General features: G+C 61.7%; 18 protein-coding genes, 1 tRNA gene, 1 other RNA gene and 1 pseudogene. 7 read left to right on the plus strand and 14 right to left on the minus strand.

Features of this window, described 5'->3' with window-relative positions; translation table 11 throughout:
• Positions 1-81: 81 nt before the first annotated feature.
• From RAE21_RS13025 to dapF, 5 genes are all read right to left on the minus strand, one after another.
• Positions 82-1,263 carry a class I SAM-dependent rRNA methyltransferase gene (locus RAE21_RS13025; protein WP_313881719.1) on the minus strand — a complete coding sequence of 394 codons (1,182 nt, stop codon included), beginning with the start codon at positions 1,261-1,263 and terminating at the stop codon, positions 82-84.
• Positions 1,264-1,375: 112 nt separating this feature from the next.
• A tRNA-Gly gene (locus tag RAE21_RS13030) sits at positions 1,376-1,451 on the minus strand.
• An 83-nt stretch (positions 1,452-1,534) separates the two neighbouring features.
• Positions 1,535-2,494 carry a tyrosine recombinase XerC gene (locus RAE21_RS13035; RefSeq protein WP_313881720.1) on the minus strand — a complete coding sequence of 320 codons (960 nt, stop codon included), beginning with the start codon at positions 2,492-2,494 and terminating at the stop codon, positions 1,535-1,537.
• A 16-nt stretch (positions 2,495-2,510) separates the two neighbouring features.
• Positions 2,511-3,209 carry a DUF484 family protein gene (locus RAE21_RS13040; RefSeq protein WP_313881721.1) on the minus strand — a complete coding sequence of 233 codons (699 nt, stop codon included), beginning with the start codon at positions 3,207-3,209 and terminating at the stop codon, positions 2,511-2,513.
• Positions 3,210-3,225: 16 nt separating this feature from the next.
• A complete protein-coding gene (dapF, locus tag RAE21_RS13045) occupies positions 3,226-4,095 on the minus strand; it encodes a diaminopimelate epimerase (protein WP_313881722.1) in 870 nt (289 codons plus the stop codon).
• Positions 4,096-4,198: 103 nt separating this feature from the next.
• Between dapF and RAE21_RS13050 the strand changes: the two are divergent.
• A pseudogene (locus tag RAE21_RS13050) lies at positions 4,199-5,080 on the plus strand (MBL fold metallo-hydrolase); the annotation flags it as partial.
• On the plus strand, positions 5,077-6,276 hold the full coding sequence (locus tag RAE21_RS13055) for an RNA pseudouridine synthase (RefSeq protein ID WP_313881723.1): 1,200 nt from the start codon (positions 5,077-5,079) through the stop codon (positions 6,274-6,276). The pseudogene RAE21_RS13050 and the gene RAE21_RS13055, both read left to right, overlap by 4 nt.
• Before the next feature lie 7 nt (positions 6,277-6,283).
• Here the strand turns inward: RAE21_RS13055 and RAE21_RS13060 are convergent, their stop codons facing one another.
• Together RAE21_RS13060 and rnpB are read right to left on the minus strand one after the other, a co-directional pair.
• A complete protein-coding gene (locus RAE21_RS13060) occupies positions 6,284-6,712 on the minus strand; it encodes a CBS domain-containing protein (protein ID WP_313875069.1) in 429 nt (142 codons plus the stop codon).
• 49 nt (positions 6,713-6,761) lie between these two features.
• Positions 6,762-7,106: RNase P RNA component class A (gene rnpB / locus RAE21_RS13065), an RNA gene on the minus strand.
• A gap of 116 nt (positions 7,107-7,222) precedes the next feature.
• On the opposite strand from rnpB, the gene cysK reads away from it, so the two are divergent.
• Positions 7,223-8,140 carry a cysteine synthase A gene (cysK, locus tag RAE21_RS13070; protein WP_313881724.1) on the plus strand — a complete coding sequence of 306 codons (918 nt, stop codon included), beginning with the start codon at positions 7,223-7,225 and terminating at the stop codon, positions 8,138-8,140.
• A 21-nt stretch (positions 8,141-8,161) separates the two neighbouring features.
• Here cysK and eutC read toward each other — a convergent pair whose 3' ends face one another.
• Genes eutC through eat form a run of 3 tightly spaced genes read right to left on the minus strand, consistent with a single transcriptional unit; the run spans position 8,162 to position 11,827 of the window.
• Positions 8,162-8,983, minus strand: coding sequence for an ethanolamine ammonia-lyase subunit EutC (eutC, locus tag RAE21_RS13075; protein ID WP_313881725.1), 822 nt, complete (start codon positions 8,981-8,983; stop codon positions 8,162-8,164).
• 8 nt (positions 8,984-8,991) lie between these two features.
• On the minus strand, positions 8,992-10,392 hold the full coding sequence (locus RAE21_RS13080) for an ethanolamine ammonia-lyase subunit EutB (RefSeq protein WP_313881726.1): 1,401 nt from the start codon (positions 10,390-10,392) through the stop codon (positions 8,992-8,994).
• A 40-nt stretch (positions 10,393-10,432) separates the two neighbouring features.
• Positions 10,433-11,827, minus strand: coding sequence for an ethanolamine permease (eat, locus tag RAE21_RS13085; RefSeq protein ID WP_313881727.1), 1,395 nt, complete (start codon positions 11,825-11,827; stop codon positions 10,433-10,435).
• Positions 11,828-11,992: 165 nt separating this feature from the next.
• Between eat and RAE21_RS13090 the strand changes: the two genes are divergently transcribed.
• The 3 genes from RAE21_RS13090 (at position 11,993) to RAE21_RS13100 (ending at position 16,537) form a co-directional block, all read left to right on the plus strand.
• Complete coding sequence (locus RAE21_RS13090; protein ID WP_313881728.1) at positions 11,993-12,940, plus strand: helix-turn-helix domain-containing protein; 948 nt, start codon at positions 11,993-11,995, stop codon at positions 12,938-12,940.
• A 50-nt stretch (positions 12,941-12,990) separates the two neighbouring features.
• Complete coding sequence (locus tag RAE21_RS13095; protein ID WP_313881729.1) at positions 12,991-14,790, plus strand: NAD(P)/FAD-dependent oxidoreductase; 1,800 nt, start codon at positions 12,991-12,993, stop codon at positions 14,788-14,790.
• A gap of 136 nt (positions 14,791-14,926) precedes the next feature.
• A complete protein-coding gene (locus RAE21_RS13100; protein ID WP_313881730.1) occupies positions 14,927-16,537 on the plus strand; it encodes a methyl-accepting chemotaxis protein in 1,611 nt (536 codons plus the stop codon).
• A gap of 6 nt (positions 16,538-16,543) precedes the next feature.
• On the opposite strand, the gene RAE21_RS13105 is transcribed toward RAE21_RS13100, so the two are convergent.
• Together RAE21_RS13105 and htpX are read right to left on the minus strand one after the other, a co-directional pair.
• Positions 16,544-17,173 carry a LysE family transporter gene (locus RAE21_RS13105; protein WP_313881731.1) on the minus strand — a complete coding sequence of 210 codons (630 nt, stop codon included), beginning with the start codon at positions 17,171-17,173 and terminating at the stop codon, positions 16,544-16,546.
• Between the two features lie 115 nt (positions 17,174-17,288).
• Positions 17,289-18,167, minus strand: a complete 879-nt coding sequence (htpX, locus tag RAE21_RS13110; protein ID WP_313881732.1) for a protease HtpX — start codon at positions 18,165-18,167, stop codon at positions 17,289-17,291.
• Positions 18,168-18,365: 198 nt separating this feature from the next.
• Here htpX and RAE21_RS13115 point away from each other — a divergent pair, with 198 nt between their 5' ends.
• Complete coding sequence (locus RAE21_RS13115; protein ID WP_313881733.1) at positions 18,366-19,376, plus strand: Bug family tripartite tricarboxylate transporter substrate binding protein; 1,011 nt, start codon at positions 18,366-18,368, stop codon at positions 19,374-19,376.
• On the opposite strand, the gene RAE21_RS13120 is transcribed toward RAE21_RS13115, so the two are convergent.
• Both RAE21_RS13120 and pyrC read right to left on the minus strand, forming a co-directional pair.
• Positions 19,360-20,112 carry a DUF3025 domain-containing protein gene (locus RAE21_RS13120; protein ID WP_428984067.1) on the minus strand — a complete coding sequence of 251 codons (753 nt, stop codon included), beginning with the start codon at positions 20,110-20,112 and terminating at the stop codon, positions 19,360-19,362. The genes RAE21_RS13115 and RAE21_RS13120 overlap by 17 nt on opposite strands.
• Positions 20,091-21,137: a dihydroorotase gene (gene pyrC / locus RAE21_RS13125; protein ID WP_313881736.1), complete on the minus strand. Its 1,047-nt coding sequence runs from the start codon at positions 21,135-21,137 to the stop codon at positions 20,091-20,093. Before pyrC ends, RAE21_RS13120 begins: the two co-directional genes overlap by 22 nt.
• Between the last annotated feature and the right edge of the window lie 36 nt (positions 21,138-21,173).

Genomic DNA, 21,173 nt, shown 5'->3' on the forward strand with positions numbered 1-21,173 from the left:
TCAAATTCCAAAAATGGTGCAGTGCAAACAAAGCAACTGGGGAGTGTAGTCAGCAATTCAAGGGCACGAGGGCCGGTGGGGTCAGCGGCGCATCACCACCAAGCCTTTGAGGTACTCCCCTTCCGGGAAAGCAATCGTCATCGGGTGATCCGGCGCACCGCCCATGCGGTCGGTAATAAATCCGTCGACGCCCGCATCCGAGCCGGCTCCGGCAATGATTTTGTGGAAAAGGTCCGCACTGATACCGCCCGAGCAGCTGTAGGTAAACAGCACACCACCGGGCTCCAACAATTTGAACGCCAAGCGGTTGATGTCCTTGTAAGCCCGGGCCGCGCGCTCGGCGTGGGCCACTGTCGGCGCGAACTTGGGCGGATCCAAAATGATGGCATCAAACGTGCGCCCCTCCGCCGCGAAGGCACGCAGGCTGGCGTTGACATCGGCATCCATGAACGTGGTCCGGCTGGCGTCGAAACCGTTGAGTGCCACATTAGCACGTGCTTTTTCAATGGCAGGGCCGCTGGAATCAATCGATGTCACATGACCGGCACCACCGGACAACGCAGCCACCGTAAATCCGCCGGTGTAGCAGTAGCAATTGAGCACCCGCTGGAAACCCAAGCGGCGGGTCGCCTCTGCAAACCGGTGGCGGCTGTCGCGCTGGTCCAAGTAAAAGCCGGTTTTATGGCCCTCGGAAATGCTGAGCGCCAAAGTCCAATCGTGCTCACGCAGCACCAGATCGGTGGGCCCCTCACCGCGCAACCAGCCGGTAGCCTCGGGCAGCCCCTCCAGCGCACGGCTGCTGGCATCCGACCGCTCATACAACTTGGTCAAACCCGTGGCGGAGAGCAGCGCATCGGCAATGGCGGACTTCCATTTCTCAACACCCGCTGAGGTGAACTGCGCGACCAACGTGTCGCCATAACGGTCGACAATCAGGCCCGGCAAGCCGTCGGACTCGCCGTGGATCAGCCGAACGCCATCGCTTTTGATATCAAATCGGGCTCTGGCGCTGATAGCGCCTTCGCAAGCAGCTATAAAAAAGCTAGCATCAATCCGCTGCTTCTCGTCAAAGCTCCAGACACGCGCACGTATTTTGGATTGCGGGCTGAAAGCGGCCCAACCCAAAAACGCCCCTTCCGCCGACTCCACACGCACGGTTTCGCCGCTGTCACCGCCCCCTTTGGCAATGGCGGACTCGAAGATCCAAGGATGACGACGCAACAAGGAGCGCTCTTTGCCGGCGCGCAGGCGAATGATTTTCATGGGGTGTATTGTCGCTTGAGGTGCGCTGCCGCCCGCAAGCGCGAGAGCAGACGCAGAAAACAAAAAAGGCCAGCAATGTGCTGACCTTTTTTGAAACCCTTGAGGGTGAATTTGGAGCGGGAAAAGAGTCTCGAACTCTCGACCTCAACCTTGGCAAGGTTGCGCTCTACCAACTGAGCTATTCCCGCGTTGCAAGACCACGATTATATGCCGCATTTTCCGGCTTCGCAAGAAAGTCACCAACTTTTTGCAAAAAACCGCTATTTGGCGATCAGCGCTTGAGCTTGGCGCGGGGGTGCGCGGCATCGTAAGCCTTGGCCAGGTGCTGAAAGTCGAGCCGGGTATACACCTGTGTGGTGGTGATGTTGGCATGGCCCAGCAGCTCCTGCACACCACGCAGGTCACCGCTGCTTTGCAGCACATGGCTGGCGAACGAGTGGCGCAACATATGCGGATGCACCGGCACATTCAGGCCGGCAAGCTGGCTGCGGCGCTTCAAGCGCTGCCAGATGCTTTGCGCGGTGAGCCGGGTGCCATTGCGGCCGGTGAACAGGGCAGACGCGGCATCCGCACCAGACGCAGGGACTGGTGCTGCGCCGCGGGTGCCTGATGGGCCACGCAAGTCCAGCCACCGTTGCAAGGCCTTCAGGGCGGTGGCGCCGACCGGCACACTGCGGCGCTTGGAGCCTTTGCCCAGCACATGCGCTTCTGCCGCCTGCAGATCGACCCAGCCTTTGGCGTCTTTGCCAGCCACGACATCCAGTCCCACCAACTCCCCGACCCGCAGGCCGCTGCCGTAGAGCAGCTCCACCATGGCGGCATCGCGGGCCTCGAACCAGGCATCGTCATCACTTTCAAAGTCTGCAAATTGCACTGCATCGTCGACCGCCAGCGCTTTGGGTAGTGGCTTGGGGGCTTTGGGCGAGCGCACGTCTTGCACCGGGTTGCTGGGCACCAGCCCATCCCGCCCCAACCAGGCAAAAAAACCTCGCCACCCCGACAAAATCAATGCAATGCCACGGCCGCTGCGGCCCGCGCCATGCATTTGCGCAACCCAGCGGCGGATGTGATGGTTTTGCACCTCGCGCAACCCGACACCGGCGCGCTCTGCCTGCTCGTGGAGGCGGGCCAGGTCCAAGGCATAGAGCTCGACGGTGCGCGCCGCTAAGCGCTTTTCAACCCGCACGAACTCCAGATACTTGTCGATCAGGGCACGATCGTCCGCGGGCATGGCGGTGATAGCTGACTCAGCGCAAGCGCGAAAGAGCGGCGCTGGCGATCTCGCCGATACGGGCCAAAAACTCGGTTCCCATGCTGCTGTTGAAGCGCTGGGAGTCGCTGGATGCCAGCACCAACATGCCAAAAGCAGGGGCAGAACTACCAGCCACACCGCTGCGCAGCGGGATCAAGGCCAGCGAGCTCATGCCGGTCGGCTGCTCCAGCCAGCTCACGGCCTCGAAGCCGGTGTTGAGCCCGCAAAAGGGCTCATTCAAGGAGGTGGCAAATACCTTGGCGTCTTCACTCACCGCTTGCGCGGCAGGGATACCGGCAAAACTCTCTGCCAAGCCCCACAAGCGCAAGCCCACTTGGGGCACCGCAAACTGATCCTGGATCTCCCGCACGATCTCAGTGGGAAGTTCTGCCGGGTTGATGGTGAGGAACAGCGAGCGCGCCCAGCGCAAAATTTTGTCGGACAGGAGCACGTTCTCATTGCCGTGGCGGATCATTTCCATGATGCGCTGCTCCAGCAATTTGATCTTCTCGCGCAGCATTTCTGCCTGACGCTCTTGCAGGCTCACCGCGCGGTGGCTATGCGGGCTGGTGAACTGCACCGTGGCCAACAGCTCTGCGTGGCGCTGGAAAAAATCGGGGTTGTTCGCCAGAAAGTTGGCAATGTCGTCTTCGGTGATCGGATTTGCCAAGGCTTGGTTGATAGGTGTAGTCATCGTGAGCAGAGTCAGGTTATTCGGGTAAATCAATTTCGCCGTGGAAAACAGTCGTGGCCGGGCCGGTCATGAAAACCGACTGCCCGAGGCCCGCCCACGCAATGGTGAGCACACCACCCCGGGTTTGCACGTTCGCCCGCGCGTCCAGCAGCCCCAGACGGATGCCCGCCACGACTGCCGCGCAAGCGCCGGTGCCACAGGCCAGGGTTTCGCCCACGCCGCGCTCGTAAACACGCAAGCGCACTTCGCTGCGGCTCACCACCTGCAAAAAGCCCACGTTCACGCCTTGCGGGAATCGGGCATCGGCCTGCACGTGCGGGCCCCATACGCCGACCGGTGCCGCATCCACATCGGCCACCAGGGTGACCGCGTGGGGATTGCCCATCGAGACCGCAGCTATCAAAAGAGAAGCGCCTTGCGCAGGATCAACGGGGGCCAGAGGCCAATAACCCCATGAACCCATGGGCAAAAGGCTCAAGCCCGTGGCGTCAAAAGGAATCTCGGCCGGCTCAAACACCGGGGGTCCCATATCGACCGTGACACGGCCATCGGGCGTGAGCAGCGGCTCAATCACGCCCTTCATGGTCTTGACGCGGATGCGGTCTTTGGTCGTCAAACCTTGGTCGCGCACAAAACGGGCAAAGCAGCGGGAACCGTTTCCACACTGTTCGACCTCGTTGCCGTCCGCGTTGTGGATCACGTATTCGAAGTCGATGCCTTCGCCCGGAGAAGGCCGCACCGTCAAGATCTGGTCGGCACCCACGCCAAAGTGGCGGTCGCCCAGATAGCGGTAATGCGCAGGGGTCAGGCCGAGGCGGCCACGGGTTTCGTCGAGCACCACGAAGTCGTTGCCCGCGCCCTGCATTTTGGTGAACTGGATTCGCATCGTTTCATTATCCCCGTTTGGCGTCACAATCCGCCGCATGGCCCGACCCACCTCTCTCTTGCCCGGCGCACTGTCGCCGGCATCTGCCTCGCTCGTTGACGCCTGGCAAACCGACCGCCCCACCCCATTGCTGCGCAATGTCTTGCGTCTGACCGCACCCAACCCCGGGGTGATGACAGGCCCAGGCACCAACAGCTACCTCGTGGGGGAGCCTGCCACCGGCTTTACGGTGATTGACCCGGGTCCCGCCGACCCCGACCACCTGCAGCGCCTGTGGGCAGCGGCCGCGTTTGAAGACGGCGCAGGCGGCAACATCTTGCGGATTGTTTGCACCCACTCCCACCCGGATCACTCGCCCGGCGCCGCCCCGCTGCAGGCGCTCTGCCAGGGCGGCCCGCCGATTCTGGGTCTGCCCTCTGCGCCTACTGCGCGCGCAGCCAGTGCATTCACCCCTGATCGACCGCTATTAAATCAGGAGCTGCTCGCGCATATGCTGCCTGGGCTAAATGTAGAAAGTGCACTTAAACCGGAGCATACCCTGCAAGTGATCTACACCCCGGGTCATGCGGCTAACCATGTCTGCCTGTTACTCGAAGAGGACGGACTGCTCTTCAGCGGTGACCACATCCTCAACGGCAGCACCACCGTGATTGACCCGCCAGACGGCAATATGCACGACTACCTGCAATCGCTGGACGCCTTGAGCGCCGCCTGCGAGGCGCACCAGGTGCAATTCATCCTGCCTGCCCATGGCCATGTGATGGAGGCGGCACTCGATGCGATTGCCCACCTCAAAGCCCACCGGCTCAAGCGCGAAGCGAAAATTGCCGCCGTCATGCAAGCGCACCCCCATGGCAGCATGGACGATTGGCTGCCCCTGGCCTATGACGACGTGGATCCGCGCATCTGGCCGGTCGCCAAACGCTCTTTGCTGGCCCACGTCGAACGCATTTACGCACTGGATAACGAAAAAGGCCGGCCATGACCCGCAATACCCTCAAGCTCAATCCCGCAGCCAAGACCCCCAAGCGCCTGCCTGCGGGTCAGACCCCTGCACGCCAGGCCACCCCGGCACCGCGCCCTGCTTCAGCGCCCTCTTCGGCGCCCCGCGCCAGCGCTGCGCGGCCGGCCGGCGCACGCCCGGCGGGCAACCGCCCACCCCGCAGCCATGACGGCCCGGCACACCCGCGCCCGACCGGCAACGCACCGCGCGATGGTGCCCCCCCTCGCCCACTGCGCAGCCGACCTGCGGACGGCCATCCACGCCCACCTGAACGTGCGGGCGCTACGCGGCCGCCCCGGGCAGAGTCTGCAGGCACTCGCAGTGCGGCGCGCCCTGCCAGTGGCGCCACTCCACGGCAGCGGCCTGCACCTGCGCCACTGCCGGACACCGGTGAGCGCCTGTCCAAAAAGGTCATGCAACTCAAAGACTGCTCCCGCAAAGAGGCCGAGCAGTACATTGAAGGTGGCTGGGTACAAGTGAATGGCAAGGTGATTGAAGAGCCCCAACACCGGGTAGACCACGAGACCATCACCCTGGACCCTAACGCCAGCCTGATGGAACTCACTCCGGTGACGATCCTGCTCAACAAGCCTGCCGGGCATACCGACGGGCTGGAAGAACTGCCCCCGACCCGCGCGGGCGCTCCCATGCGGCCGCCCGCCCGCGGCGCAAAAGTGCCGCCACCCAATGCCCGCCTGCTGCTCACCCCCGCCCAGCATTGGGAGGGCGATGCCAGCGAGACCCGGGTCCTGAAACGCCACTTCAACCATCTGGAAGCGGACGTCGAGCTCGAAAACGGCGCAACCGGCTTGGTGGTGTTCACCCAAGACTGGCGTACCACCCGCAAACTCACCGAAGACATGTCCACCATGGAACACGAGTTTCTGGTGGAGGTACAAGGCGAAATTGAGCCGGATGCACTCAAGCCGATCGGCTACGCGCTCAAAGACGAGCGCTTGGACTTGCCGCAAGTGAAGGTGAGTGTCAACAGCACCACGCCCGAATCCAGCCGCCTGCGCTTTGCAATCAAGGGCTCGCACCCCGGGCTGATTGCATTCCTGTGCGAAAAAGCCGGCCTGCAGATTCTGGCCATGAAGCGCATCCGCTTGGGCCGCGTCACTTTGGCCGACCTGCCGGTCGGCCAGTGGCGGTATCTGGCGGGCTGGGAAAAGTTTTAAGGGCGGGTCAGCTCGCGATGTAGCTCTGCAGTTGGCTGATCGTCTGTTCGTGGTCTTTGATGATGTCGTCCATCAAGTCCCGGATAGAGATCATGCCCAGCACCTTGGTACCGTCGACCACCGGCAAGTGGCGGATTTTTTTCTGACTCATCAAGGCCATGCACTCCTGGGTGCGCGTCTTGGGGCCGACCACCATGACCTGCGAGGTCATGATGTCTTTCACTTGGGTGTCTTTGGAGGATCGGCCTGCAAGCGCGATTTTGCGGGTGTAGTCCCGCTCCGAGAAGATGCCGACCAGCTTGTCGCCGTCCATCACCATGAGCGCACCGACGTTGCAGTCCGCCAGCATTTCAAGCGCCTGGTAGACGCTGTCTTCCGGGTTCAGACTCCAGACAGAGCCCCCGTGTTTCTCCAACAGTTCCAGAATCGGTCGCATAGAGCCTCCGCCAAAAACACTGTGAAGACTCGACCATACAACAAATAAAGTGTGAAGCCCACCGATAAGCCGGATTCTGTGCATGGGGTTTCCCCCACGTGACCACCATTACTCTGGGCCGCTGGTCACCCAAACGGCTCGATGCTACCTACCCGCCAACTCCGGGGGCCCCGTCAACGTTGGCCTACTTGGTATTGCTGCGCGTAGAGATTGCCCGTTTCACCCGAACTAAATCGGCTCGTCTCTGTTGCTCTAATCCTCACCTTAGGGCCTGCCACTTGCGTGGCCGGCTTGTCAGTGGACAGTCGTTAACTGCTACGCTGCCCTATGCAGTCCGGACGTTCCTCCAGTGCTTGGTTTCCCAAATTGCACCAGCGGTGGTCTGGCGGGCTTCACCCCTCGATTATCGGGCCTGCCGGCGCCGGAATATCGATATGTGCAAACTGTCGCTAGCAATTCACGGCTTTGCTACAAAATAATCAGCTGCACACCCCATCACGGAGACACCCCATGGCATTCGACAACGTCCTGCAAACCATCGGCAACACGCCCCACATCCGCATCAACAAACTGTTCGGCGACAGCCACAAGGTGTATGTGAAAAGCGAGCGCACCAACCCGGGCGGCTCCATCAAGGACCGCATTGCTTTGGCCATGATCGAAGACGCTGAACGCAGCGGCGCGCTGCAACCCGGCTCCACCATCATTGAGCCGACCTCCGGCAACACCGGTGTGGGCTTGGCGTTGGTCGCAGCCGTCAAAGGCTACAAGCTGATTCTGGTTATGCCCGACAGCATGTCCATCGAGCGCCGCCGCCTGATGCTGGCCTACGGCGCCAGTTTCGACCTGACACCGCGCGAGAAGGGCATGAAGGGAGCCATCGCCCGCGCCGAAGAACTCAAAGCCCAGACCCCCGGTGCCTGGATTCCCCAGCAGTTTGAAAACCCCGCCAACATCGACGTGCATGTGCGCACCACCGCGCTGGAAATCGCGAACGACTTTCCGAATGGCGTGGACTACATCATCACCGGCGTGGGCACAGGCGGGCACCTGAGCGGTGTGGCGCAAGTGCTCAAAGCCAAGTGGCCGCAGCTCAAAGTGTTTGCCGTGGAGCCTTCCGCATCCCCTGTAATCAGCGGTGGCGCACCCGCCCCCCATCCGATTCAAGGCATTGGCGCAGGCTTCATCCCCAAAAACTTGAAAACGGATCTGCTGGATGGCGTGATCCAGGTCGAAGCCGAAACTGCCCGTGAATACGGCCGCCGCAGCGCACGTGAAGAAGGTTTGCTGGTCGGCATCTCCAGCGGTGCCACTTTGGCAGCCATTGCGCAGAAGCTGCCCGAGATTCCCGCAGGCAGCACCGTGTTGGGCTTTAACTACGACACCGGCGAACGCTACCTGTCGGTCGAAGGGTACTTGCCCACCTGAATTCACGCAAAGGGCCGCGGCTTACTTCAGCAGGAAGTTGCCGTGGCCTGCGTTCAGGGCAGTAGCCGCTGTGGCGGTTTCATCTTTCAGGTCCACCCCGGAGAGCTGACGCTGTCGGGACTCGGCGAGCAGGAAGTGCAATTTGTAGGCTGCCTCGTCAACCACCAGCCCTGCGGGCCGCACATTGGAAATGCAGTTGCGACTCGCATCCGTCAGACCCACGCGGGGCATCCAGGTCAAGTACAAGCCCATGCTGTCTGGAGAACTCAGGCCCGGGCGCTCCCCGATCAGCACCACCACCGCCTTCGCACCCAGTGCCTGCCCGATTTCGTCGCCGATGGCGACGCGGGCCTGGCGCACCACACACAGGGGCGCGACCTTCCAATCTTCAACCGCCATGCGCTGATGCAAAGCAGCCAAAAACGGTGCCGCGTTTTGCTCGATAGCCAAAGCGGACAGGCCGTCTGCAATCACAAACGCCACGTCGAATGGTCGTTCCTCCAAGGTCCCCTCGGAAGGGGCCAACGAATCGCGCGACGCTATGTCGAGCCGCCGCCCCAGATCGGGGCGTTGCAGGTAGTGGTTGCGGTCGGTGGCCGCACTGTGCAGTTGGAGCACAGCGCCCGGCAGACCCGGCCATGCAGCGCTGAGTTGCTCTGCCAAGGCGGGGCCATCCAAGCCGCGGTGCACGGCGTCACGCGCCTGCGCGTGGGCGAGTTGGAACGCAAGATGCGCGCTCGTGGGCAAACTCACGCCGGAGCGTCCCAAGGCAATGCGGGCATCAGTGAATTGGCGCAATGCCGCCCATGGGTTGGCGGTGACGGGCGACCGTGGATCAGACATACATCACCTCAAGCCAAGGGCAACAAAGCCTGCTCGAAGGCGGCGGGCAGTCCCGGCGGCAGCACCAAGCCGGCGCCCTGCCCCTGGAAAATATTCATACGCTGCAACCAGGCCTCGAATTCAGGTGCAGGCCGCAAGCCCAGCACCTTGCGGGCGTACAAGGCGTCGTGGAACGAGGTGGTCTGGTAGTTCAACATGATGTCGTCCGATCCCGGAATGCCCATCACGAAGTTGCAACCGGCCGCCCCCAGCAGGGTGAGCAATACGTCCATGTCGTTCTGGTCAGCCTCGGCGTGGTTGGTGTAGCAAACATCGCAGCCCATGGGCAGGCCCAGCAACTTGGCGCAGAAGTGGTCTTCCAGCCCCGCGCGGATGATCTGCTTGCCGTCAAACAAATACTCAGGGCCGATGAAACCCACCACCGTATTCACCAGCAAGGGCTTGAACGCACGGGCCACTGCGTAGGCACGCGCTTCGCAGGTTTGCTGGTCCATGCCGTGGTGGGCATTCGCTGACAGGGCACTGCCCTGCCCGGTTTCGAAATACATCACGTTGTCGCCCACCGTGCCACGGTGGAGCGAAAGGGCTGCACTCCGAGCCTCGGACAGCAAGGCCAGGTTCAGGCCGAAGCTGCTGTTGGTCGCCTCGGTGCCACCAATCGACTGGAACACTAGGTCCACCGGCGCACCACGCTCAATGGCCTGGATGGTGTTGGTCACATGGGTGAGCACACAGCTCTGGGTTGGTATCTCGTAGTGCGCAATCACGTCGCCCATCATGTGCACCAGTTTCATCACCTGCGCCACGTTGTCGGTGGCGGGGTTGATGCCGATGACGGCGTCCCCACTGCCGTACAGCAAGCCATCCAGCAAGCTGGCGGCGATGCCGGTGGCGTCGTCGGTGGGGTGGTTGGGCTGCAGGCGAGTCGCCATGCGGCCGGGCAAGCCAATGGTGTTGCGAAACGCGGTCACCACGCTGCACTTCTTGGCCACCAGAATCAGATCCTGGTTGCGCATGAGCTTGCTCACCGCAGCCGCCATTTCAGGCGTGATGCCGGGTGCCAATGCCGTGAGGGCTTCAGTATCTGCCGCGTCACTGAGCAGCCAGTTGCGAAAGTCGCCCACCGTGAGGTGGCTTACCGGCGCAAACGCCTCCGCGCTGTGGCTGTCCAGAATCAAGCGGGTGACCTCGTCCGATTCATAGGGCACCAAGGCTTCTGACAGAAAGGTGCGCAAGGGCAGCTCTGCCAAGGCCATCTGCGCCGCCGCCCGCTCCTGCGCGGTGTGCGCGGCCACCCCGGCCAGCATGTCGCCCGAGCGCAAAGGCGTGGCTTTGGCCATCAGGTCTTTGAGATCCCGAAAACCATAGACATGGCTTGCGACGGTGTGCTGATAAGGGTGGCTTGGCACGTCAGTGAATCCGCAAAAAACTGGAATCGAACAGGACCGGTTACTTGGCAACCGGTGCGCTCATGCCTGCCAACGTGGCGTCGGCGCGCTGTTGTCCTGTCATCTTAAAGTAGACATAACCCAACACCAGGAAGCCCACAAACAAGCCGAAGATGAGCGGGTTGTAATAGATCATGGTGGCCATGCACACCAGCGCGCCGAACAAGGCAAAGGCCGGGAAGAAGGGGTACAGCGGCGCACGGAAAGGGCGCACCATGGCAGGCTCTGACCGGCGCAGCTTGAACACACTGAGCATGCTCAAGATGTACATCAGGATGGCGCCGAACACCGACATGGTCACGATATTGGCCGTCAGAGACTGGCCACCGATGGTGATGAAGGAGTCGCTGTAGATAGCGGCAATGCCCACCACGCCACCCGCCAAAATGGCGCGGTGTGGTGTCTTGAAGCGCGGGTGCACCTTGGCAAAGTAAGCCGGCAAATAGGCCTCACGGGCCAGAGCAAAGATCTGGCGCGAGTAACCCAAGATGATGCCGTGGAACGACGCCACCAGACCGAACAGGCCCAGCCACACCAGCATGTGCAGCCAGCCGCTGTTCTCGCCGACGATGAGTTTCATCGCTTGGGGCAGTGGATCATTGATGTTGGCCAGCTTGGTCCAGTCGCCGGCACCCCCGGCAAATACCATCACGCCGACGGCCAAGAACACCAGCGTCAAGATGCCGGTGATGTAGGCAATCGGAATCGAGCGCTTGGGGTCTTTGGCTTCTTCGGCGGCCATGGCCACACCCTCGATCGCCAAAAAGAACCAGATCGCGAAGGGAATGGCGGCAAACATGCCGGGAATCGCGGCCCAGCTGAAATCATCGCTACCCGCCCAGCCGCCTTTGGTGAAGTTGGCCATCGAGAAGCCGGGGGACACCACACCCATGAACACCAGCAATTCAAAGATCGCGATGACGGTGATCACCAACTCGAAGGTGGCAGCAATTTGCACGCCGACGATGTTGAGTGTCATGAACACCAGGTAGGCGCCCAAGGCCGCGAGCTTGGGGTCCAGCGAGGGAAACTGCACATTCAAGTAAGCACCAATCGCCAATGCAATCGCGGGTGGAGCGAATACAAACTCCACCAACGTGGCAGCCCCGGCCAGATAGCCACCGGTGGGGCCGAAAGCCCGCTTGCTGTAAGCAAATGGCCCGCCGGCGTGGGGAATGGCCGTGGTCAGCTCGGTGAAGCTGAAGATGAAAGTGGTGTACATCGCCGCGATGAAGAGCGCGGTGACCGTGAAGCCCAAGGTACCAGCCGAAGCCCAGCCGAAACTCCAGCCGAAGTATTCGCCGGATATCACCAAGCCCACGGCAATGCCCCAGAGTTGCAGGGTGCTGAGCACCGGTTTGAGCGTGTGTACGCCCGTGGAATGCGCAGATGACATGTGGGTTCTCCAACAAGGTTGAGTCAAGGTCCGATGCAGCTCGGCATAGGGTTTGCTAGCTGTGAATGTAGGCAGTCCCGCCATAAGCTGGTATCAAAAATCGGCAGACTTGCGGCGCGCACCTGGACGGTGCGAACCCGGACTGCATCACGGGAGAGAAGCTTCATGAACCCCACAACCCACACTGCAGCCGGTCTGCGAATCGTCGAGGCCCGCGATGCGGATGAGCACGCCGCCAACCTCACCAACTGGGAGCAGTGCTACGACCAGACCACCTGCGGCACCTTCCACGGGCTGCTGGAGGAAATCCAGCTCCCCGGGATGCAGGTGTTTCGCGAGAGCACCAGCCAGGGTATGCGGCAGTCCTGTTGTGTATGGCCTGATGCCATGTGGTTTGGACTGCCGTTCTCGGCGGATATCACCCGCATCAACGGACGCACTGCGCCCCCCCACAGCGTGCTGGTGCGCCCGGGTCACCAAGAGTTTGAGCTGGTGACGCCGGCCGACTACACCATCTTCGGCCTGGTGGTACGGCAAGACACCTTGCACAGCGCCGCCCAAGCGCTCGGCTTTGATGTGGACTGGGGCCGGCTGCAGGCCGCCGAAATTCTGCACCCTTCTGCGGCAGCACTGAAGCAGTGCCTGCACACCTTGAGTGCATTGCTGCAGCCCGATCACGGGGTGCCGGCCGATCCGGCGCACGCGCAAACCCATGCCCTGGAAGCCCTGCTGCCTTTGCTGGACACCAGCGTGGTGGATGCCGGGGTGCGCGACAGCTTCAGCCGCCGCCAGCGTATCGTGGCCGCAGCGCGGGATTACCTGCTGGCCCATCACGACCAGAGCGTGACTGTGCCCGACTTGTGTGAACAGCTGCATGTGAGCCGGCGCACCCTGCAGTACTGTTTTGAAAACGTGCTGGGCATGACGCCGGTGCAAACGCTGCGCATCTTGCGCCTCAACGGTGCGCGACGCGACTTGCGCGGCAACCCGAGCGCTACGGTGCGCGACGTAGCTGCTGACTGGAATTTCTGGCACTTCAGCCAGTTCGCGAGCGACTACCGCAAACTCTTTGGCTACAGCCCCTCGGCCACCCCGCGCACCGGACTGCATTGACCCAGCCCGCGTAAAATCATGGCCTTGCTTGATAACCACGAGCCCGTGCCATGATCCGAATTACCGAACTCAAACTTCCCCTTTCCGCCCTGCCCGTGGAGGCGCGCCGCGCCGCTGATGCGCCCGCAGAAACCGAGGCCGACCGCGCCCCGGTAGCCCACCCGTTGGAGGCCCTGCAAGCGTTGGCCGCCCAAGCGCTGGGCATTGCGAACACCGACATCGCCGACCTGCACATCTTCAAGCGCAGCTTTGACGCCCGCAAGGTCGACCTGCTGGCGGTCTACATCGTGGACCTGACATTGGCAGACCCGGCCCAGGAAGCCGCCTTGCTGATCCGGCACGCCAACCATCCGCACATCAGTGCTACGCCCGACATGGCCTACCGCATGGTGGCCCAAGCTCCCGCAGACATGCCCCTGCGTCCGGTCGTGGTGGGCTTCGGGCCTTGCGGCATGTTCGCGGCGCTGGTGCTGGCCCAAATGGGTTTCAAACCGATCGTGCTGGAGCGCGGTACCACCGTGCGCCAGCGCACCAAAGACACCTGGGGCCTGTGGCGTAAAAAAACGCTCAAACCCGAGAGCAATGTGCAGTTCGGTGAAGGCGGCGCTGGCACCTTTTCGGATGGCAAGCTTTACAGCCAGATCAAAGACCCCCGTTTTCTGGGCCGCAAGGTAATGCACGAATTTGTGCAATACGGTGCACCCTCCGAAATCCTGTATGAAGCGCACCCCCACATCGGCACCTTCAAACTGGTGAAGGTGGTGGAAGGCATCCGCGAGCAGATTATTGCCCTGGGCGGCGAAATCCGTTTTGAGCAGCGCGTCAACAACTTGCTCCTAAATCAGGAGCACTCCGCGCAATCAGTTCGAGGGCTAGAGGTCGAAAACCTTCAAGACGGCAGCGTATATGAGTTGCCCACGAGCCATGTGGTCATGGCCTTGGGTCACAGTGCGCGGGACACCTTTGCCATGCTGTACGAGCGCGGAGTCGCCATGCAGTCCAAGCCGTTTTCTGTGGGCTTTCGCATCGAACACCCGCAAAGCGTGATCGACCGCGCCCGCTGGGGCCGCCACGCAGGCCACCCTCTGCTGGGTGCTGCCGACTACAAACTGGTGCACCACGCAGCCAACGGGCGAGCGGTGTACAGCTTTTGCATGTGCCCGGGCGGTACGGTGGTCGCCGCCACCAGCGAGCCGGAGCGCGTGGTCACCAACGGCATGAGCCAATATTCGCGCGCGGAACGCAATGCCAACGCCGGCATGGTGGTGGGCATCGACCCGCCCGACTACCCGGACAGCGAGGCCGCTTTTGTGCACGCCTTCGGTCCCGAGCGCGGCAAGCGCTATGCAGAAGAAGCTGCAGCCCTGAAGGCCAAAGACCCGAAGGCCGCTCACCCGATGTCGGGCATTGCCTTGCAACGCCAGCTGGAAAGCGGGGCTTACACCTTGGGCGGCAGCACCTATGAAGCGCCCGGCCAACTGGTGGGCGACTTTATTGCGGCCAAGCCCTCCACCGAGTTCGGCAGCGTCACGCCGTCTTACAAACCCGGCGTGAAGCTGGGCGACCTAGCCCCTGCCCTGCCCGCCTACGCCATTGAAGCCATGCGCGAGGCATTGCCAGTGTTCGGTCGCAAGATCAAAGGCTTTGACATGGCCGATGCGGTGCTCACCGGTGTGGAAACCCGCACCTCCAGCCCCATCAAAATCCCGCGCGGCGAGGACCTGCAGTGCACCAATGTGCGCGGCCTCTACCCCGCAGGCGAGGGCGCATCGTATGCCGGCGGCATTCTGTCGGCCGGCGTCGATGGCATCAAAGTGGCGGAGGCGCTGGCCTTGGATATGCTGAGCTAAATCCGTCCGAGCAGGCAGCGCGCCCCGCTGATGGTCGCCACCGCAAGCGCGCCCGAATCAGACCTTTTAAGGTTTAGGGACTTCCCACTTGGCAGCACAAGGCTTAGCATGTGCTTACAAAAACAGGGAGGGCGCCATGCCAACATTTGGTTCGTGGAAAGTCAGCACCAAGCTGGCCGCAGGCTTCGGCCTGCTGATCGCATTGCTTTTGGTCATTGGTGGCACTGCCATATACCGGATAGGCAACATCAACGACAACGTCAATCACATCGTGGATGAAAGCGTGGTCAAGGTGATCCTTGCCGCCGAGCTGCAACTGGGCATCAATGTGCAGGTTCGCAATATGCGGGCTGCTGTGGTCGGGCTGGCGATAGGCAATGCGGAAGAAGCGAGTTACACCCTGAGTCGGGTCGCCCAAGGCCAAAAGGCTGCGGACGATGCGTTTGGAAAGTTAAAGAAAACCATCGTCAACCCCAAAGAGCTGGAACTTTTAAAACCCGTTGAAGAGGCGTTGATTGCCTTCAATGCTGTCAGAGACGAAGCCGTCAAGCGCATCCAAACAGGCAATACACAAGAGGCAGGTGAGTACCTGGTCAAGAATGTGCGGGGCCCGCTCAGCAAGCTGACCGCCGCCTCCGATGCCCTGCTCGAGGGCCAGTCAGACACCATCGCGCTTGAGGGCCAGCTCGCAAAAGCTGAAGGCGCAGCAGCCATACAGACCACCCTGTGGCTCTCCGTCCTGGCCGTACTCGCAGCCTTGGGCATCGCCACCGTCATTACCCGCAGCCTGACCCGCCAGCTGGGGGGCGAGCCGGCGGAAGTGGTGCGGGTCGCGAATGCGATTGCCAAAGGCGACCTGACCGTGATCATCCCGGCTCACCAACAGCAAACCGATAGCGTAGTGGCCGCCATGTTGCGCATGAAATACAGCCTGACCCACATGGCCGGCTTGGTTCATGAATGCAGCGAACAGGTGGCCTCTGCGTCGGAGCAGATTGCCTCAGGGACCTCCGACCTGAGTGCGCGCACCGAGGCACAAGCCAGCAACCTTGAAGAGACCGCCGCCTCCACAGAAGAAATTGCCAGCGCCGTCAAGCTCAATGCAGAGCACACGCGCGAAGCCAGCGCTATGGCCAACGAAACATCAGGCGCCGCACTGGAAAGTGGCCGCCATGTGGATGCGATGGTGCACACCATGCAGTCCATTGCCCAGTCTTCCAAAAAGATCGGCGAGATCATCGGTGTCATTGACGGCATTGCGTTCCAAACCAACATCCTTGCACTGAACGCCGCAGTGGAGGCGGCGCGCGCAGGTGAGCAAGGGCGTGGCTTTGCGGTGGTAGCGTCTGAAGTGCGCAGCTTGGCACAACGCAGCGCAGAAGCTGCCAAAGAAATCAAAAACCTGATCGGCGACAGCATCAGCCGGGTTGCCACCGGCGAGCACCAGGCCCAATTGGCGGGCACTTCGGTGCAAGGCATCGTGGGCCGTGTGCAACGGGTCAATGAGCTGATGAACCAAGTCTCTGCGGCTACTGCCGAGGAAAACGCAGGCTTCACCCAGATCAGCGAGGCCATCATGCAGCTCGATCAGGTGACCCAGCAGAACTCCGCTCTGGTCGAAGAAAGCGCGGCCGCTTCCGACAGCCTGCGGCATCAAGCTGCACGTCTGAAAGAAGTGGTGAGCATGTTCCGGATTGAGCAGAACCGCTTGCCAGACAACGCAGGGTTATTGCAAATCGCAGCCTGACACGGCTTAAGCGGTTCGTTTGAACAACGCAAGCAGGGTGCCTGCGGCCACAAACAGACCGCCGAACACCCGGTTCATGGCCTTGAGGTGCGACTCGGACTTGAGTGCGCGCAGCACCCGGGCCGCCAGCGCGGTGTAGCCAGCCATCACGACCAGATCGGTAAAGGCCAGTGTGGCTGCAATGACGAGGTATTGCGGCAGCAGCGGCTCGGCAAGATTCAAAAACTGCGGCATCACGGCCAACAGAAAAACTGTGCCCTTCGGGTTCAGCGCATTGATGACCCACGCCCGGAAGATCATGGTGCGTGCGCCGACTATCGGGGCCACTTCAGCCTGGGTGGCCAAGGGCACCGCGGGCGCTCGCCACTGCTGGATACCCAGCCACACCAGATACGCCACCCCTGCCCATTTGATGACCGGAAACGCCGTGCTGCTGGCGGCAACCACCGCTCCCAACCCGACGCCCACCACCACAATCTGCGTCCAGATGCCCAACACCAGCCCCAAAGTGGTGATGTAGCCGCGCCGGAAACCGTGGTTTAGTCCGGCACTCATGGCGGCCACGGCGCCAGCGCCTGGCGAGATGCTGATAGCCCAGGAAGCAGCAAAGAAGGCGAGCCAGGTAGCGAATTCCATAGGGCGAAGAAGTGAAATGCAAACAAGGTTTGTAGCACGTCAAAAAACAAAACCCCTTGGCGCATGCAGCGGCAAGGGGTTAGCTCAAGAGCTACAGCGCCAAGCGCTGCCGGGTTTACTGCCCGTTGTTTGCTTGCAGGGCCGCAATGCGCTGTTCAATAGGCGGGTGTGTGGAGAACAATTGACCGATACCACCCGCAATGCCCATTGCAGCAACGCTCTTGGGCAACTCGCCGGGGGTCATGCCACCCAAGCGGGCCAAGGCGTTCATCATGGGCTGCTTGCGGCCCATCAACTGAGCGGCGCCCGCATCGGCACGGAACTCCCGCTGACGGCTGAACCAAGCGACCACCATGGCGGCTGCAAAGCCGAGCACGATGTCCATGACGATGGTTGTGACGTAGTAGCCGATGCCCGGGCCGCTGCTCTGCTCATCGTTCTTGCGCAAGAAGCTGTCCACCGCGTATCCGACGATGCGGCTGATAAACACCACAAACGTATTCATTACGCCCTGAATCAGGGTCATGGTGACCATGTCGCCATTGGCGATGTGCGCCACTTCGTGGCCGATCACGGCTTCAATTTCGTCGCGGGTCATGCCACGCAGCAAACCGGTGGACACAGCTACCAGCGCGCTGTTTTTGAACGCGCCTGTAGCGAATGCGTTGGGTTCGCCTTCGAAGATACCAACTTCGGGCATGCCGATGCCGGCCTTGTCAGCAAATTTGCGCACGGTGTCCACAATCCAGGCCTCGTCTGCATTGCGGGGCTGCTCGATGATTTGCACACCCGAGGTCCACTTGGCCATGGGCTTGCTGATCAGCAAGGAGATGATGGCGCCACCAAAACCCATGATCAGGGCGAAACCCAGCAAAGCGCCTAGGTTCAGGCCGTTAGAGGTCAAAAACTTGTTCACCCCCAGCAGGCTGGCGACCACGCCCAGCACAGCGACCACCAGCACGTTGGTCAAAATAAACAAAAAAATGCGTTTCATGGTTTTCTCTCGGAAAAGCGCCCTTCACGGGCCGTTAATGCAGATAGTAGGGGCGCGGGGCGTGAATTCAAGCACCCCGCGGCTTGAACCCATGAAGTTTATGGGCATTCTGAACTGCTACTTTTTTACAAAGTAGTGAGATCCCAAACCCGCCCCAAGCGGTGAGAATAGCCTGCTCTTCCCCCCACAGGCCCTTCTATGCACCAGATCAACCGTCGCACCCTCCTTGCCCAATGGGCCGCCGGCAGCACACTCATGGCCGCCACTGCAAGCTTTGCACAAACGGCCAAAGTCGTGGGCGCCAAGACCGCACCAGTGAGCAAGCTGTCGCAAAAGCTGCGCATTGTGATTCCGGCCAATGCCGGCGGTGGCTGGGACCAGACGGGCCGTGCTCTGGGCAGCGCCCTGATGGCAACGGGCAGCGTCGACAGCATTGAATACGAAAACAAAGGCGGCAAGGGCGGCACGCTCGGCTTGGCCTACTACGCAGAGAAATACGCCACAGATCCCCACACCCTGATCATGGGCGGTACCGTCATGGTGGGCGCTGTGGCATTGCAAAAACCCGCCGTTGACATGGGGGTGCTGGCTCCGCTTGCACGGCTCACCAGCGACTACCTGGTGATGGTGGTGGCCGCCAACTCGCCGATCAAAACCGCGACTGACCTGTCAGCCGCCATGAAGGGGTCACTGAAAGCAGTACCCGTGGCGGGCGGCTCGGCCGGTGGGGTCGACCACATTTTTGCGGGCGTTTTCGCCCGTGCCACCGGTGCCAATCCTGAAGATTTGGTCTACCTGCCGTTTGCGGGCGGCACCGAGGTGGCTGCCGCTGTGTTGTCGGGCAAGGCCACCATCGGCGTCTCCGGCTTCAGCGAGTTCAGCGCACAGATTGCCAGCGGCCAGTTGCGGGCGATCGGCGTTTCGTCCCGCAAATCCTCGTTCGGCATTCCTTCCATGCGCGATCAGGGCCTGCAGCTCGACATGGCCAACTGGCGCGGCGTATTCACCGGCCAAGCCGTACCCGTCGCACGGCAGAGCGCGATGGTGGAGGCGATCCGCCAGGCGACCCAGCACGAGGAGTGGAAAGCCACGCTCAAGCAAAACCGCTGGGACGCCTCCTGGCTCGCCGGTAAAGACTTCCATTCGCAAATTGACTTTGACCAAACCACCGCACGGGTGATGGTGCACCTGCTCAAGCTGAAGGCCTGAGCGGCCGGAAGACGCTGGTATCTTCGTAGAAACCGGGCAGCGTGTTGTCCGGCCACCAGCCCGGCACGCCTAGCACCGGCAGGTGGGCAAAGGGCTTGGCAGCCAGCATGGGGGCACTCAGGGCGCCGGCCAACCACGCATCCAAATCCGCTATCGAATTTGTAGCTGCCTGCGCTCGGAATACGTGGGCTGTGATCGGTTTTCGTGGGTAAACCAGCTTTTCCAGCAGCGCGTGGCCGAAAAGGATCAGGGTCGCCTCGGCCCACAAGGGGCGCAAAGGGCCGAACAGGCGCGCCCAATCTTTGGCGGCAAGCGCATCCCACAAGGCATCGGGCGCGATCAGCAGTGCCGCGTTTTCATCAAACACCGTGAGTGCGTCCCGCGCCGGGCCGCGTACCGGCTGGATGCCGGTCTGGGCGATCTGCTCGGCCTGCAGCCGGTTGAGCTTTTGTTTGGCGAGTGGAAAGTGCATCCAACACAGCCCATTGAAAAAATCGTGCAGGCCGTCCCGGGTCGGCACGCCGCCGGTGTCAAAAATATGCTGCTCATAGGCAGTGCCCGATGGCAGCTCATTTTGCGGAATAAAGCGCACCGGGGCCATACCCCTGGCATTCAGGGCCTGGGCGACGGTTTGTCCGGCGTCTACGCCTTGCGCAACGCGCTCACCCACGCTGCGCCAGGGTGAAAGCCACGGCGCAGCCCAGTCAATGGCTTCTAGACCAAACGCCACTGCAATGCTTCGCCTGCGGCCAGTGGCTTGAGGGTGGTCTCGCCGAAAGCAAAGCTCTCGGGTGGCGTCCAGGTTTCGCGTTGGAGCGTGATGCTGCCGGTGTTGCGGGGCAGGCTGTAGAAGTCTGCGCCATGGAAGCTGGCAAACCCTTCCAGCTGGTCCAGAGCACCTGCGGCGTCAAATGCCTGTGCGTATAGCTCCATGGCGGCGTGTGCGGTGTAGCAGCCGGCGCAGCCACTGGCGTGCTCCTTGAGGTGTGCAGGATGGGGTGCGCTGTCTGTGCCCAAGAAAAACTTGGGGGAGCCGCTGGTCGCCGCCTTGACCAGCGCCTGGCGGTGGGTCTCACGCTTCAAAACCGGCAGGCAGTAGTAATGCGGACGGATACCGCCGGTAAAAATGGCGTTGCGGTTGTAGAGCAGGTGGTGGGCGGTGATAGTGGCCGCCGTGAAGCGGTCTGCCGCCTGCACGTATTGCGCAGCCTCGAGGGTGGTGATGTGCTCGAACACAATTTTCAGCTCAGGAAAATCGCGGCGCAGCGGGATCAACTGGGTGTCGATGAACACCGCTTCACGGTCGAACAGGTCGATGTCGCTGCTGGTCACTTCGCCGTGCACCAAGAGCAACATACCGGCCTTTTGCATGGCCTCCAGCGTCTTGTAGGTTTTGCGCAGATCGGTCACACCGGCGTCGCTGTTGGTGGTGGCGCCTGCGGGGTAGAGCTTGGCGGCCACGACACCAGCGTCTTTGGCGCGGGCGATTTCATCGGCGGGTAGGTTGTCGGTGAGGTAGAGCGTCATCAAGGGCTCGAACTGCACACCGGCCGGCACCGCGGCTTGGATACGCGCCTTGTAAGCCAACGCCTGCTCGGCAGTGGTCACCGGCGGCTTGAGGTTGGGCATGATGATCGCGCGGCCGAACTGGGCGGCTGTGTGCGGCACCACGGTGCTCAAGGCGGCACCGTCGCGCACATGCAAGTGCCAGTCGTCAGGGCGGGTAATGGTGAGGGATTGGGGAGTGGCGGTGGAGGTCATGGCCCCTATTGTCCCAAAACCCGCCGGCCTGTTTGA

The organism is Rhodoferax potami (genome assembly GCF_032193765.1).
Classification (GTDB): domain Bacteria; phylum Pseudomonadota; class Gammaproteobacteria; order Burkholderiales; family Burkholderiaceae_C; genus Allorhodoferax; species Allorhodoferax potami.